This is a genomic window from Bdellovibrio bacteriovorus, assembly GCF_002208115.1.
GTDB classification, from domain to species: Bacteria; Bdellovibrionota; Bdellovibrionia; order Bdellovibrionales; family Bdellovibrionaceae; genus Bdellovibrio; species Bdellovibrio bacteriovorus_C.
Genome location: NZ_CP020946.1, coordinates 3205776 through 3220643, shown reverse-complemented (window position 1 = coordinate 3220643; position 14868 = coordinate 3205776). Strand labels below are relative to the sequence as shown.

The window sequence follows — 14868 nt, the reverse complement described above, 5'->3', positions numbered from 1 at the left end:
AACATAGGACGGCCTGAAAAATGCGACCCAAGTCGGGAAGGGGGTTTGACATCAAGGGCAAAAGCCTTATATTAAGGCGGCTTGGCACCCCTAAGGAGTTTGTGATGGCAGAGAAGAGTCAGTCTTGGAAAGAAAATAAGCCCGGCAAGATGTTCGTGGATCAATCTTGCATTGCTTGTGATGCCTGCGTGCTGACGGCGCCAAAGAACTTCTCTATGCATGAGGAAGATGGCCACGCATTCGTATCCCGCCAGCCAGAGACTCCCGAAGAAGAAGCTCTGTGCAAAGAAGCGATGGAAGGTTGCCCGGTTGAGGCAATCGGAAACGATGGCGAGTAAGAAGTCCCCGGCAAAAAAGCCCTCTGCCAAAGAGGCGGCGGCTCTTGCAACTATTGAACTTCTCAAGAGATATTACCCTGACGCTTACTGCGCCCTGAACTACACCAATCCCTTTGAACTATTGGTCGCCACCGTTCTTTCTGCCCAGTGCACGGATGAACGAGTCAACATGGTGACCCCGGCGCTGTTTAAGAAATACCCAACCCCGAAGGCCATGGCGAAAGCGCCGGTCGAATCTTTGGAAGAGCTGATCCGCTCGACCGGTTTTTATAAAAACAAAGCCAAAAACCTGAAAGCCTGTGCGACCACCCTGGTGGAAAAGCACGGGGGCGAAGTCCCGCAAAATCTCGAGGCTTTGGTCGAGCTGGGGGGCGTAGGCCGCAAGACCGCCAATGTGGTGCTGGGAAATGCCTTTAATATTCCAAGCGGGATCGTCGTGGACACCCACGTGACCCGATTGGCCAACCGTTTTGGATGGGTGAAGACCGACAACGCGGTGATGATTGAGCGTCAATTGTCAAAGTTCGTCCCGGTTGAAGATTGGATCATGTTGCCGCATTGGCTGATTTCTCATGGTCGAGCTGTCTGTAAGGCGAGAAAACCTGCGTGCAGTCATTGCTTTCTCGAGGAGACTTGCCCTAAGAAGGGTGTCTAGTTCACAATGGCTTCATGTTAGTTTCATTCTTTGAGAGCGTTAAATACGTAGGTCATCTTCTTCCGATCTCTTTTTTAAGAATCTTTTTGGGTTACTATTATCTGGAACATGCCCTGATGAAATATCGTGGCGACTTCCTGACCCGTCCGCGCATTGCGGATCAAATGGCTGAATGGCTTCCGGCCAGTCATGCACCGAACTGGTTTAAGATTTTTGCAAGCTCCACCATGATTCCGAACTGGCAGACTGTGGCCTTTATCATTCTGGGCCTGGAGTTTGCCGTGGCCATTTCCTACATCGTGGGTTACGTGGTTCGTCCCGTGGCATTGTTGGGGGTGCTGTTGTGTGTGACGATGCTCTTTATCTCGGGTCCGGCGATGGAGGATTTGTATAAAACCTTCCTGGCCATTCACCTGATTCTGGCTTGGGTCGGTGCGGGTCGCTGTCTGGGCTTTGATTATTATTTCTACAAGCGCCGTCGCGGGCTTTGGTGGTAGAGCGTGAAGCACTTTGTTCTTTTTCTGACAGTCGTATTCCTGGGTCTGTTCCTGGCGGTGCTAAACCGCACGGACACCACCGCACCGAACAGCTCTCTTCCCACAGTGCGTGTCTTTGGTTATGCGTCCTTTACCGGTCGCTGGGGACCGGGACCGGCGTTGAAGGATCTGTTTGAAAAAAATTGTAAATGTAAGGTTGAATTCATCGAAGGCAGCGATTCTGGCATTTTATTGCAGCGTCTGAAAATCGAAGGCGAAAGCCTGGGTGCGGATGTTGTGGTGGGTTTGGATCAGTTTGATCTTTCCAAAGCCGTGTCCGAACAAAGCTGGCGAAAGCTCAGCCTGGGGCAGCTGGATGTCTATGATGCCGTGAAACCGGCCTTGGCCAACAGTTTCTTTGTCCCTTACGATTGGGGTGCTTTGACCTTCGTGGCCCGTAAAAATGAACTGATGCGCATGCCCGCGTCTTTGGATGATTTGCTGGCTCCAGAGCTGGCCAAGAAAATCGCCTTACAAGATCCCCGCACCAGTTCCCCGGGAATGCAGTTCCTGTACTGGGTGATTCGCGCCAAGGGCGAGGAAGAAGGCTTCCGCTATCTGCAAAAGCTGATGAGTCAGGTGCACAGTTTTTCCCCGACATGGTCCACGGCTTACGGTCTTTTCACCAACAAACAGACCAAGCTGGTTTATTCTTATGTGACTTCGCCTCTGTATCATGAAATCGAGGAAAAAAAGAAAGACTATGTGGCTTTGCCGTTTAATGAGGCCCTGCCGGTGCAGTTTGAATTTGTTGGTATCCCGGAATTCTGCCGCCACTGTGATCTGGCCGAGCAATTTGTGAATTTGATGCTTTCCAACGAAGGTCAGAAGATCATCATGGAAAAGAACTATATGTTCCCGGTCATGAAGGGTGTGATGGAAAACACTTCGTTTGCGCCGCTGATGAATGTCAAAACCATGCAACAGGTAGAGATCCTTTCTTCCACCGAAGTGGACCGACTGCTTCGCCGCTGGACTGAGATCCGCCGGGGCGATCTCAATTGAACCTGCGCCAGTGCCTCAGAATCGGCCTGGTGCTGTTTCTGATTTTTCCATTCCTGTTTTTGCTGACTCAGTTTGGATTTTCCGGCTGGCCCGACATGGGCGAGCTGGTCTGGGCCTTTAAGAACAGCTTCCTTCAGGCATTCTTTTCTTCCGTCTTTTCATTGATCATGGGTTTTTGGGTGGCGCTGGGGCTGTTGACCCTGCATTCGGCTCGCGGGCGCAAGGTGCGCTGGGGCCTTGAAATTCTGTGCCTGCTTCCCAACTTTATGCCGCCAATCTTCATTCTGCTTTCCACCCTGAATGTGATTGATCCGTTCCCGATGGGGATTCCCGGGATTGTGATCGTGCACACATTAATGAATTTCGGCCTGGTGGCCGTTCTTTTGGCGTCGACCATTGAAAACAAACTGGGCGGCATGATCGAGCTGGCTTATGTGGAAGGCGCCGGGCGCTGGCAGTTTTTACTGCGCGGGCTTTTCCCGATGCTGAAAAAGGACTTCTGGTTGCTGGGGCTGTTTATTTTTGTGATCTGCTTTGGTAGCTTCGCTGTGCCGTTGATCGTGGGTGGGGGACGTGGCACCACCGTGGAAGTTCTGATTTATGAAAAAATCCGTCTTTCCAGCAATTGGGGGGATGCGGTCCTGCTGGCCTTCCTGCAATCGGTGTTTATCTTTGCGCTGTCCTTTGTCGCCAGCCGCGGAAAAGGAATGCACAGCACACGCACGGCGAACTTAAGTCTGTTGAAGACACCGACCGGGATCTTTGTTATCGCCGGTCTTTCGTTTTTGTACCTGTTTGGTTATGTGCAGGGATTCCTGTCGGGGCTTTCGCAGGTTTCCACTTTCTATGAATTGCAGTCTGCTTTGATCTGGAACTTTATTGGCAGTCTGACACTGGGAATGAGCGTGGGGATTTTGTCCTATGCGGGTTTGATGCTGATTGCTTATTGCTGGCCAAAGGCGTGGTTTGAAAGATTCCTGAATGGCTATGTGGCACCTTCAACTTCTTTGGCGTGTTTTTGTCTTTTGATCCTGGGCCCGAATGAGGGGTTTTATCCGTTCATAAAGATTCCGGTCGCACTGACGCTGCTCAGTCTGAACAGTCTGTTCCGCATGGGCTGGGACAGCGAACTGCATGCTTTGCAAAATCAGATGACCGTCGCCTATTCCATGGGTGCTTCGAAATCTCAGATCTTTAAGGAAATCCTGTTCCCGCAGCTTTCAGGGCGTGCGGGTTTGCTGGCCGGAATTGCGTCGATCTGGGCTGCGGGTGATTTTGCGGTGTCGCGCATTCTGGCGCACCGGGATCTGAGCATCGCGATGATGACGGAAACCTTGATGTCAGGTTATCGCCTGAATCAGGCCATCGTTTTAAGCAGTTTGATTATTGTCGCCGGTTTGATTTGTTTTGTTTTGTGTGTGGGAGGCAGCCGTGTCCTTGGTCGAAAATTTGCACCGTGATTACGGAGACTTCAAGTTAGACATCGATTCCTGGGAAATCCTGGATGAAGGTGTCACTGTGTTGTGGGGACCTTCGGGTTCGGGCAAGACTTCTGTGTTTCGTATTCTGCTGGGTCTTGAAAGCTGCCCGGGATTCAAGTGGACTTATCAGGGCACGGATCTGGCGAAACTAAAAACACCGGATCGTCATTTGGGCGTGGTGTTTCAGACTTTGGATCTTTTCCCGCACCTGAGTGCGGAAGAAAACATGATGTTTGCCGCGCGGGCACGCAAAGTGGATCCGGCCAAAGCCCGTGCTCGCCTGAAAGAGCTGTCTTCAATTCTAAAAATGGATTCCTTCCTGCAAAGACCGGCCGCGGTGCTTTCGGGCGGTGAAAAGCAGCGTGTGGCCATTGCGCGGGCGCTGATGGGTGAGCCTCGTTTGTTGTTGTTGGATGAGCCGTTTTCCGCTTTGGATCAGGAACTGCGTGATGAAAGTCGCAAACTGGTGAAAAGTGTCATTGAAACCGAAAAAATTCCGACGTTGCTTGTAACCCATGACCAGCGTGATGTGGAGATCCTTGGGAACAAGGTCACCACCATCCGCAACGGCCGCCTCGCTTAACCGGCTGGTGAAAAAGGCCCATCTGCTGCGTTGTCGGGCGGCCTTCTCGCTCCGACGTGCTTGGAGCACGCCTGCGCTGCGAGGGCCTACTCCGCCTTGCATCTGAACCTTTTTGACCAGCCTTAAATTTTTGGTAGGCTGTTATCCTAGGTATCTTTGAATCATTTCTAGCAGGGCTGATTTTTTGATGGGCTTTGTGACGTGCTCGCTGCAGCCGACATCCAAAGACTTTTGCATGTCTTCGGCCATGGCATTGGCGCTCACTGCGATGATCGGTATCGGCTTTAAGCCTTGATCTTTTTCCCACTGACGAATCTTGCGGGTGGCCGCATAGCCATCCATCACCGGCATTTGAATGTCCATCAGGATCAGATCAAATGGTTCGGCCAGAACTTTTTCAACCGCCTCTTTGCCGTTTTCAGCCTGCACAACTTCAAAGGGCAGTTTTTTCAGATAAGTCAAAAGCAGGAAGCGGTTGTCTTCGGTGTCATCCACTACCAGGATGCGCGCAGAGCGGGTGACGGTCAGTTCATTCACCGGCGGTCGAGGCGTGGTGTCGGTAACCGGTGTTTTTTCAGGTGCCGCCAGTTCGCGCGGAGCTTCCGTTGGAACATAAGGAATTGTGAAATAGAACGAACTTCCCGAGCCCTCTTCGCTCTGGAACCAGATGCGTCCGCCCATCAGCTCCACCAGGTTTTTTGAAATTGTCAGACCCAGGCCACTGCCGCCGAATTTGCGGGTGATGGAACTGTCGGCCTGAACGAAGCTTTGGAACAACAGGTGTTGTTTGTCTTTGGGAATCCCGGTCCCGGTATCGCGAATCGTGAAGCGCACGAATTTTTGAGAGCTGCTGTCAAAGTCGAGTGACACAGCAATTTCACCTTCCTGCGTGAACTTGATCGCATTTCCGATCAGGTTGAACAGAATCTGGCGCAGACGGGTCGGGTCCCCGATGACCAGTGGTGCGCGGTTCTTTGGCAGATTCACACTTAACGAGAACTTCAGGTCTTTTTCCGTCGCCTTCTGTTTCAGGATGTCGCAGATATTTGTAGTCGTTGACTCAAGATCGAATGCGATTTTTTCCAGACGAACTTCGCGGGCTTCGATTTTGGAAATATCCAGAATATCGTTAATCAGCGCCAGCAGATTTTCCCCGGCATTCGCACACACACGCACCAACTGGGATTGTTCCGGCTTCAAATCGGATTCCGCCAGAATGTCGGTGATGCCGATGATGGCGTTCAGCGGGGTGCGGATCTCGTGACTCATACGAGCCAGGAATTCTGATTTGGCCTGGGAGGCCTTCACCGCTTGTTCCCGCGCTTCGATCAAAGCCTGCTCGGCCGTGATACGGTCGGTGATGTCGGTGCACACGAACACGAAAGTCAGATCTTTGCTGGTGCGGTTGGGAAGAGCGGCCCAGTTCATAAGAACCGGCAGGCGACGTCCGTCCTGGGCGGTGATTTCGGCTTCGATACTGTGACGGGTCTGCAGCAGCCAGGTGTAGTTGTTGAATTCTTCCTGGGTCCTGATCAGTTGTTTCAAATCCACGTGGGAAATCTGGTTCATGGAATAACCCAGGAACTTCAGCGCGGATTCGTTGGCCTGCGAGATCATGTACGACGCCTGTCTCCAGTCGTCGTGATGGCTGACCTTCACGATGAACAGGAAGGCTTTGATGGATTGAATGACACTGTCCAGGAACTCTTTGGAAACGGTGGTGGTTTCCAAACGGTCGGCCAGTTGATTGTACTTGCTTACCAGCAAACCGATTTCGTCTTTGGAGTTGTAGTTGATCTTCTGGGTCAGGTTGCTTGTTCCCAGTTTTTCCAGACGGTCGGTCAGAAGCTGGATGGGTTCCACGACTTTTCCGGTGGCGGCAAAGGTCGCAAAGAAGAACAGAATGAAGATCAAAACCGCCGCGGCGCTGGAGGCAATCGCGATACGGTCCAAAACCGCAAAGGCTTCGCTTTCATCAATTTTGGTCTGGATGTACCAAAGCTCTCCGTTGGGCAGATAGATCTTTCCGATGGAACGAATGACCTTTTGCCCGCGATAGTCTGTGCCCAGTTCGCGCACTTCACTCAAGTTTTCAATTTTTTTGATGTCTTCGTCGCCACGGTTGGAAGAAAGAACTTCAGCTTCCAGCGCACCTTGTGCCGCCTGACTGGCTTCAACTCGGAAGCGGCCGGTGTTACGCAGGCTCCAATCTTCGCCATAAATCAGGGTTTCGCCCGTCTGGCCCATGCCGTGAGTCGGCCACGCGAAGTTGTCACTGGTGATGCGATCAATTTCTGAGATGGAGATCTTCAGGACCAGTACGCCCACCGGGCGCAGGTTGCGGTAAATCGGTGAGGCGACAAACCCGGTGGCGGAATTCGGATTCAGATTGTCCTTGTCGAAGTCCAGGAACAGAGTCGAGCCTTCCTGAGCTTTCACGCCCCAGGTGTAGATATCCTTCAGCTTTAATCCTGGTGGCAGTCCGCTGGTCGCTGACGAGCCGTCTTCGATGTCTTTGCGGGTGGTGTAGACGACGACGCCCTGATTGTTGATGAGAGCCATGTCGTAGATGTTGAAGTCCAGGACATAGTTATCCAGCAGACGGCGGAACTCGGGCAGGCTGTCGACTTTCTTTGCGTGCAGCAAATCGTCCGTCAATTCATGAGAAGAGATCAGGTTGATTGCGGTCTGCAGGTCACGGAAGTAATTTTCGATCGAGCTGGTTTTGCTGATGCGGATCTGAGTCAGACGTTCATAGGTGCTGTCGATAACCGTAGACTCGACAATCTTGAGGCCAATAAGCGCAACAACAAACGTCGCAAGAAAGACGGAGATTAAATTGAATAAGAAAATTCTTAAACGTAATGTCATGCTTATTGATTAGCCTATGCATTTTTAGTGATATCGTATACGTGTTCCTAGTTCAATCAGCGAGTGAAATACAAGTGCGAAACTAGGCTTGGGAGTAGAGGTTAAATGAATGTAATCAAGGCGATCTTTCTGACGGCGGTGCTGCTGCTCACGAGCTCGCGGTCCTATGCGGAACGTTGGGTGGTGATGACACTGGAATGGCCTCCTTTTACCTGCTCTCGTTGTCCCGAAAACGGAGCGGCGGCAAAGGCTTTGAAAGACACTCTCAACAAAGCCGGCATTAGCGTCGAATTTGTCTTTCACCCTTGGACTCAAACTCAAAAGAATGCTGAACAGCCGGATGTGGTTGGCTATTTTCCTTCTTGGAAGGATGTGTTGCCCGGCTTTACTCGTTCCGAGGCGTTGTTTAAATCTCCGCTGGGATTTATTCAGCAAAGAAGCAAGCCCCTGGTCTGGGCAAAGCTGCCGGATCTGAAGGGAAAAAAGCTTGGGATCACAGATGGGTACAGCAACACGGCCGAGTTCAATCGACTGGTGAAAGAGAAAGTGCTGACCGTGGAGTCTGTCCTGAGCGATGACACGAATGTGCGCCGGGTGGCTTTGGGGCAGATTGACGGTGCGCTGATGGACATCAACAACGCCCGCTATCTGATATTGAAAACTCATCCACAGTATGCGGGACGGGTTTCAGTGAACCAGCGTATCTTGGAGGACAAGGACTTGTTCTTCGCCTTTAACACTCACAATCGTGATAAGGCGGCTAAGCTTAAAAAGGCCCTTGAAAAGGTCAACTATCAGCGCATGGTGGATGATTATCTGCTGAAGTACCTGCTGCGCGTTGATTAAACTTTTGCCATCAGTGTAAGCCTTACATGCACACGCTGTATTTTTCCGGCCAGGCCGGAAAACCCCTCTGAAGTTTGCTATAAATAGCGGGAATGAAGGAGGGTCAAAAGATGAAAGTATTCAGTCAGATTTTTGCTCTTCTTGCCGCTGTTGTTTTATTGAATGCCTGTGCGGCTTCAAAATCCAGCGACGGTTCCGGATTGATCCCCACCATTTACTACAAGCCCACAATTCAGCTTGATAAAAACAAATGCTCTTCGGCTTCATTGCGCGACCTGCTTTCCCCTGACGGACGTATTCTGACCACGCTTTGTGATTCTGACTATGCCCAGTGCCTGCTGCAGGGTTCTTGTCTGATTGAGGATGATGGAGTGTCGACCTCTTACAACTATCATTCAACCAAAGAAGGCGTGGCTCGCTTTATCGTGACCGACACCAAGACGTGTCCGTTCGGATATGGAGTGAGCAATGCGTGTCTGGATCCTTACTTCTCGGCCGCGGCGGATTTGAAAATCTATAAGCTGGGTGATGTTCTTTACATTCCACGTTTGGTGGGTGCAAAGATGCCCAATGGTGAAGTTCATGATGGCTATATCGTGATTCGCGATGCCGGGGGCGGCGTCAAAGGTGCCGGCCGTTTTGATTTTTTCACGGGCTTTATGGATCACCGTAACAAGAAAAACACCATGGCGCGCCTTGGTTTCGGAGATCCCAAAAATCGCATTGAATATCGTGTCGTTCGCGGCGAAGAAGCGGCCAGTGCACGAGAACGCCGGGGATTCCCAGGACTTAAAAAAACCATTCTGGAAGAACAGGAAAAGTAGGTCAAAAGCTCTACTTTTTAGCTGTTGCCAAGGCCCAGAGCCTTTGTTACTTCCAGCTTCATGAAAACAATCGCTCTGTTCATTTCAGTTCTTCTGGTATCACTGACAGCCGCGGCAAAGGTTCAGCATCTTCGTTTGGGAACCGGCAAGGTAATTGCCTATGAGCACATCCAAACCAACAAAAACTCTTCGACATTGATTTTACTTCCCGGGGTGAACCGCGCACTCAGTGCGGGCGATCGTTCAGTGCAACTGCTGGCAGAACAAGGGTGGAATCTTTTGCTGCCTTCATTGCCGGCGCATCCTCTTTCCATCGAAGGTCTTTCTGCCAGTGAAACGCCGTACTTTCTGTATGACTCGACCATTCGCTCTGCGGATTTTTCTTCTGATATTGAACAGCTTGTTGCGGCTTTGAAAATCAAAGACGCCGTTCCGGTGACGCTGTCATACACTTCGACTGTGGGTGCGTTCCTGAGTCCCAAAAAATTCCCACATGTGATTGAAACAGTCCCTTTGGGAATTCCCACTGAAACCAATCCTGATGCGGCGAAGAACGCCGAGTTGTGGGAGGGCTGGTTGAAGCTGAATCCGCTGATGGCTCCGTTCTGGATTCGTCAGTTCCGTGATCAGGCTTACAGCAAGCACTGGGGTGCGGTGGTGGATGCGAACCTTTCCAGTGATCCGGACTATTATGGGGCAAATCCGCGCGCGGGGGATATTAAAGCCGGATATGTGACGATTGTCCGCGCAGCAGAAGATTTTGATCTGACGAAAGTGGACTATAAAGCGAACGCGGTGACTCGTGATTTTATTCTGGCGGGGGAAGAGAATTCCGAACGCCTGAAAAATCAGATTCTGGCGTTGAAAAATTATTTGCGTTCGGGAAAGCCGGTGCGGGTGATCGTGGTGGCGAATGCAGGGCATGTGCTGCCGTCGGAATCCCCGTCAGTGTATGCGGCGGCGATTGGATTGCTCGCGCAGGAGCCTGCGTCTGCGGGGGTGTCTTTTATGGTTGTGCGCAAGGCTCAGGATGTTCACAAGGCCCAGTGGCAGGGGGCTTCGGAATTGGAAGCTTGGATGGATGGGATCGTGAAATAGCGGCTTTAAATGTCGCTGTGTCAAAGTGATACACAGTTTTTTGCAGTGAGAATGAATTAAACGGGGGCTCTTTGAGCCCCCGTTTTGCTTTGTAAAGGAATGCTGGATTTTCATGAGGTGACTATGAAACGTTCTTTGCTTCAATCACTGCTTGTTTCCTCCCTGGTGATGGGGATGGTGCCGGCTTATGCGTTGGCCGAAGTAACGGGGACGGAGCAGCGTCTGCAAAGCCTTTACACCTCATCCGCACAATTGCAGGGCAAAGACCGTGTGTCGGCTTTTGCGCTGCAGTTCCTTTCTGAAAAAAGCCCGTACATCGTGGATCCGTTGGGCGAGGGCCCGGAAGGCGACATCAGCCATGGACCGCTTTATCGCTTTGATGGTTTTGACTGCACGACGTTTGTGGAAACTGTGCTGGCGTTATCGCTGTCATCAAGTCCTGAACAGTTCCGTGTGCGTATGAATCAGATTCGCTATGAAAAAGCAGTGGTGTCGTACGAGACCCGCAATCATTTCCCGAGCGTCGACTGGATTCCCAACAATATTGAAAATGGTTTTGTAAAAGACATCACTGGCTCCATCGCGGGGGCGAAGACCAAGTGGTCTCAGACGTGGATTGAAAAAGACCTGTGGTTTGCGAAAAAGGGTGAGGCTTTCGTGGGCATGAGCCGCGATTTCAAGCCGGAACTGGGCCAGCTTCCTTACATCGCCAAAGAGGATCTGCTGAAAACCCCCGAGCTGATGGATAAGATTCCGTCGGGAACGATCTTCCATGTGGTGCGCCCGAACTGGGATCTGCGCAAAGCCATCGGCACGCGCCTGGATGTTTCGCACATGGGCTTTTTGATTCGCGAAAAGGGTGTGCTGTACATGGTGCACGCAAGCAATGGGGCTTCCCGTGATGGCAGTGACGACGATAAACGTGTGAAGAAAGAGTCCCTTTACAGCTATGTCGAACGCGTGATGATGGCTTCGCCGAGCACCGCGGGGATCAACATTCTGGCTGTGCGAAAAACACCGTAGCGTTTTTGGCGTGTAACATAAGTCTTCGATAAAACATCGTTTTTTAGCCCTTGGTCTGGCCTCAACTGGACCTTGGTCAAAAATTTTTGAGTCCTTAATATCCAGTAAAATCAAGTACTAGCAAAACCACCAAAAAAAATCCTGGACCTTGGGCTAAAGTTTTCTGGACCTAGGTCCGAAGAGTTTGTTGTACACGTTGGGCAAGCTAAAAAGGATCTCCAGATCAAATCAGGATACCTCCTCTCGAAGCTAAAGCTCCTCGAAAGAAACGTCCAATCACCGTTTCTTAGAGGGGCGGCTCCAACCTTGAATTAAATTTTAAAAGTTTTTTGAAAAGTAAAATTTAAACAAACAGATCACGGGACGTAGGCGGATTTCGGGTGTTCAAAGGGTAAGTGGTGCTACCTTAGATCATTTTAGATTCCATCAAAAACCAGCGGCTCGGATCTCTAATCCCAAGGGGGGTTCTATGGGCTTAAGAATCGCAACAAACACCGCATCTATCGCAGCACAACGCGTGCTATCCAAACAACAGAAACGCGCAGAGCATGCCGCACAGGCATTGGCTTCTGGTAGCCGTATCGTAAATGCGGCCGACGACGCCGCCGGCTTGGCGATTTCTGAGAACTTCAAAGGACAATTGAAAGGTATCGGTCAGGCGCGAAACAACGCCAACAATGCCATCTCATTTGTTCAGGTCAGTGAGGGGGGCTTGAATGAGGTCTCCAACATTCTGGTGCGTCTGCGTGAGCTGGGCGTACAGGCGGCTTCCGATACTGTGAGTGACACAGAGAGGGAGTTCCTAAATAAAGAAACCCAACAGCTTATCCAAGAGGCGGATCGTATTGCCAAGACCACGGTCTTCGGTACGAAGAAAATGCTTGATGGAACCGCCGGAGCGATGGAGTTCCAGGTGGGTGCCTACTCGGATGAGAACAACGTTATTAAATTTGAATTTGATGCCGACTCGACGGCCTCGGCTTTGGGAATCGATTCGATTGCCATGGCGGACAGGGGGGATGCGCGTGCGTCTCTGGAGCAGGTCGACCAGGCAATTGAAAAAGTCTCGGGTATGCGAGCGAACTTCGGTGCGATGCAGTCGCGAATGGAGTCCGCTGTGAGTAACCTTGACGTGTCCTATGAAAACTTGTCTGCGGCGAACTCTCGAATCCGCGACACCGACGTGGCGAAAGAAACGGCCGAAATGACATCTGCAAGTATTCTGCAAAATACAGCGGTGTCGGTTCTGGCTCAAGCCAACCAGTTGCCACAAGTTGCAATGAAGTTGGTCTAATTAATATCAGCGTAAATATTTAAGATTCACATTCGCGATTACGGAATGTCGGGGGAAGCCTGTTCTGGGATAAGGCTTCTCTCGGGAAGAGGGGTCGCCCACATATACTCCTCGTCTTAAGCCCACCCTGGGGGCATCCGCCCCCAGGGATTTTTAGAAGGTGCCTGGTGATTTTTTACACCTACAGCGCGTCAACTTCTAAATGGGATGGACGACTTTTATAGGGGCTGATTTTAAAAACACTTCTTCTTAGACCTTTTTGAATCTTTTCCCAATCTTCGTGTCCGGGATCCGTATTTAGCCACTCCAAGGTGGCAAACCGTGAGCCCCAGGTTTCCCAGTGAGTGTCATCACATACGGGAACCTCCATCTTTTCCAATCCAAGAAGACTTCTTAGTGTCGAGTATCGATAGTCTTCGACTCTTTCGCAAAGCCCCGCCATGACCGGATTTCTATATAAGTATTTATAGGCATGTTGATAGTAGAGCTGGTTCGACAGCAGACTTCGGTGAAACCTTGATCCATAGGTGACGTTGATTCGCTCGCTGAATGTCCGAAGGTCTCTTCCGGATTCCGACATGAAGAAGCGCATTGCTTCACTTAAATTGCCATTGGGTGCTGAAGCTATCAGATGGAAGTGGTTGCTCATCAAAACAAATGCATGAATTCGAATTCCAAATGCCAGATGTATGAAGTGCAGATGCGTGGTCATCACTCTCCAGACATTCTCTGGCTCGACAGAAAACCAATCGCGATTAATGCATCTAGCAGTGATGTGATATGGCAATTCCGTATGACAAATGAATCTGTTTCTTCCCATACATAAGTAGTCATTCAAATGAAATTCCTAGATCAAAGCCTTTCAGACCTTCGTTTTAGATCCGGATTCTGACTTTTTGATGCGGTGTAGGTGTAAAAAGTCACCAGGCACCTTTCTTTTGGTCGGGTTGGACGTTGGGTGGGACTGGACCTTGGTATTGAAAAATGCCGGTTTTTGGTCTGTTTTTCAGGATGTTAGTCCAGGTTTTACTGGATCATGGTCCAGAACTACAGGACCCGACTAAAGCCTTTCAAGACCTCGCCGAAAGGTATGTCAGAAGCAACGACGCAAACCAAGTCGAAGCTCTCGAGGAACCCGCAAGGAGTGATTGCCTTACGAAGATTCGCTTGAGAGAGCCAGACAAAAGTTTGAGTCAACAACGTGTACAACTTGGTCAGCCTAAGTAGGTATAAGGCGGCCGAATTAATGGAGGTCCCAAATGGGAATGAGAATTTCTACGAACGTATCCGCTATCAACGCACAGAGAACAATGGTGAACTCTCAGCGTGAAATCGGCAAATCAATGTCACAACTTGCATCCGGCTCCCGCATCAATAAAGCGGCAGACGACGCAGCAGGTTTGGCGATCAGTGAAAACTTGAAATCACAAATTCGCTCTCTGGGCCAGGCTTCCCGAAATGCGAACGATGGTATCTCCATGGTTCAAACTGCAGAGGGTGGTTTGTCTGAGATCTCCAACATCCTGACTCGTATGAGAGAACTGGGTGTACAGGCATCTTCTGACACTATCGGTGATACAGAGCGTGGCTTCCTTGATAAAGAGGTTCAGCAACTTAAATCTGAGGCACAACGTATCACTCAGACTACTAGATTCGGTACAACAAAACTTCTGGATGGTTCCGGCGACTCGTTCGACTTCCAGGTAGGTATCAACAATGACCCTGAAGCAGATAGAATCTCCTTCAACGCCGGTGAAACGAATGCAACAACGTCCTCTTTGGGAATTGATGGTTTCGACTTCTCTTCCAAAACGGGCGCACAAGACGCACTTGCAGCGATCGACACGGCTCAGTCTCAAGTGAATGGTTACCGCGCAAATCTCGGTGCCCTTCAGAACAGATTGCAGTCCACAGTTGATAACTTGGGTGTGCAACACGAGAACATCTCTTCTGCTAACTCTCGTATCCGCGATACAGACGTAGCAGCAGCAACTGCAGAGACGACTCGTAACCAGGTTCTTTTGCAGGCGAATACATCTGTGTTGTCTCAAGCCAACGCGATGCCAAACTCTGCACTAAGATTGATTGGTTAATATCAGAATTGTTTTATAAGGATTTGACCTGAGAGGATACCTCCGTTTCCTCTCGGTACCAACCTACCCAGGAAGACATGGGTCTTCCTGGGGTACTTAAGGGGTTGGGACTCCTCGCAACATAATTAGGATAATACGGTTGCCTCGGTTCTCGGGGTTTTTTGCGTTTCGCCTGTCAATCCAAGCAGTGGAGCAGTTCTTGCTTTGCTGTAATTCCTGAA

General features: G+C 50.5%; 14 protein-coding genes. 12 read left to right on the top strand and 2 right to left on the bottom strand.

The features are described 5' to 3' along the window. Nucleotides 1–104: 104 nt before the first annotated feature. From B9G79_RS15455 to B9G79_RS15430, 6 genes are read left to right on the top strand one after another with little or no spacing between them, the layout of a single operon-like run. Nucleotides 105–338 (top strand): ferredoxin, encoded by a 234-nt coding sequence (locus tag B9G79_RS15455; RefSeq protein ID WP_011163159.1) that lies wholly within the window; start codon nucleotides 105–107, stop codon nucleotides 336–338. After that, entirely contained in the window at nucleotides 328–993 is a 666-nt protein-coding gene (nth, locus tag B9G79_RS15450; protein ID WP_088566288.1) for an endonuclease III, read from the top strand. The genes B9G79_RS15455 and nth overlap by 11 nt, the downstream gene beginning before the upstream one ends. A 14-nt stretch (nucleotides 994–1007) precedes the next feature. Continuing rightward, the gene (locus B9G79_RS15445; RefSeq protein ID WP_088566287.1) at nucleotides 1008–1490 is read left to right on the top strand and encodes a DoxX family membrane protein; all 483 of its coding nucleotides are present in this window, start codon (nucleotides 1008–1010) and stop codon (nucleotides 1488–1490) included. A 3-nt stretch (nucleotides 1491–1493) separates the two neighbouring features. After that, nucleotides 1494–2534 carry a thiamine ABC transporter substrate-binding protein gene (locus tag B9G79_RS15440; RefSeq protein WP_088566286.1) on the top strand — a complete coding sequence of 347 codons (1041 nt, stop codon included), beginning with the start codon at nucleotides 1494–1496 and terminating at the stop codon, nucleotides 2532–2534. A 29-nt stretch (nucleotides 2535–2563) separates the two neighbouring features. Next, nucleotides 2564–3994, top strand: coding sequence for an ABC transporter permease (locus tag B9G79_RS15435; protein ID WP_232468778.1), 1431 nt, complete (start codon nucleotides 2564–2566; stop codon nucleotides 3992–3994). Next, the gene (locus tag B9G79_RS15430; protein ID WP_232468776.1) at nucleotides 3966–4598 is read left to right on the top strand and encodes an ATP-binding cassette domain-containing protein; all 633 of its coding nucleotides are present in this window, start codon (nucleotides 3966–3968) and stop codon (nucleotides 4596–4598) included. Before B9G79_RS15435 ends, B9G79_RS15430 begins: the two co-directional genes overlap by 29 nt. A 141-nt stretch (nucleotides 4599–4739) precedes the next feature. On the opposite strand, the gene B9G79_RS15425 is transcribed toward B9G79_RS15430, so the two are convergent. Further along, nucleotides 4740–7469 carry an ATP-binding protein gene (locus B9G79_RS15425; protein WP_088566284.1) on the bottom strand — a complete coding sequence of 910 codons (2730 nt, stop codon included), beginning with the start codon at nucleotides 7467–7469 and terminating at the stop codon, nucleotides 4740–4742. Between the two features lie 105 nt (nucleotides 7470–7574). On the opposite strand from B9G79_RS15425, the gene B9G79_RS15420 reads away from it, so the two are divergent. From B9G79_RS15420 to B9G79_RS15400, 5 genes are all read left to right on the top strand, one after another. Next, nucleotides 7575–8315 carry a substrate-binding periplasmic protein gene (locus B9G79_RS15420; RefSeq protein ID WP_088566283.1) on the top strand — a complete coding sequence of 247 codons (741 nt, stop codon included), beginning with the start codon at nucleotides 7575–7577 and terminating at the stop codon, nucleotides 8313–8315. Nucleotides 8316–8425: 110 nt separating this feature from the next. Then, nucleotides 8426–9139 carry a 3D domain-containing protein gene (locus tag B9G79_RS15415; protein WP_088566282.1) on the top strand — a complete coding sequence of 238 codons (714 nt, stop codon included), beginning with the start codon at nucleotides 8426–8428 and terminating at the stop codon, nucleotides 9137–9139. A gap of 60 nt (nucleotides 9140–9199) precedes the next feature. Further along, the gene (locus B9G79_RS15410) at nucleotides 9200–10237 is read left to right on the top strand and encodes an alpha/beta fold hydrolase (protein ID WP_088566281.1); all 1038 of its coding nucleotides are present in this window, start codon (nucleotides 9200–9202) and stop codon (nucleotides 10235–10237) included. Nucleotides 10238–10360: 123 nt separating this feature from the next. Next, nucleotides 10361–11260 carry an N-acetylmuramoyl-L-alanine amidase-like domain-containing protein gene (locus B9G79_RS15405; RefSeq protein WP_157678798.1) on the top strand — a complete coding sequence of 300 codons (900 nt, stop codon included), beginning with the start codon at nucleotides 10361–10363 and terminating at the stop codon, nucleotides 11258–11260. Nucleotides 11261–11729: 469 nt separating this feature from the next. After that, a complete protein-coding gene (locus B9G79_RS15400; protein WP_088566279.1) occupies nucleotides 11730–12554 on the top strand; it encodes a flagellin N-terminal helical domain-containing protein in 825 nt (274 codons plus the stop codon). A 181-nt stretch (nucleotides 12555–12735) separates the two neighbouring features. Here the strand turns inward: B9G79_RS15400 and B9G79_RS15395 are convergent, their stop codons facing one another. Then, nucleotides 12736–13374 (bottom strand): transposase, encoded by a 639-nt coding sequence (locus tag B9G79_RS15395; RefSeq protein WP_088566278.1) that lies wholly within the window; start codon nucleotides 13372–13374, stop codon nucleotides 12736–12738. Between the two features lie 439 nt (nucleotides 13375–13813). Between B9G79_RS15395 and B9G79_RS15385 the strand changes: the two genes are divergently transcribed. Further along, nucleotides 13814–14647, top strand: coding sequence for a flagellin N-terminal helical domain-containing protein (locus B9G79_RS15385; protein ID WP_088566276.1), 834 nt, complete (start codon nucleotides 13814–13816; stop codon nucleotides 14645–14647). The last annotated feature ends 221 nt before the right edge of the window (nucleotides 14648–14868 follow it).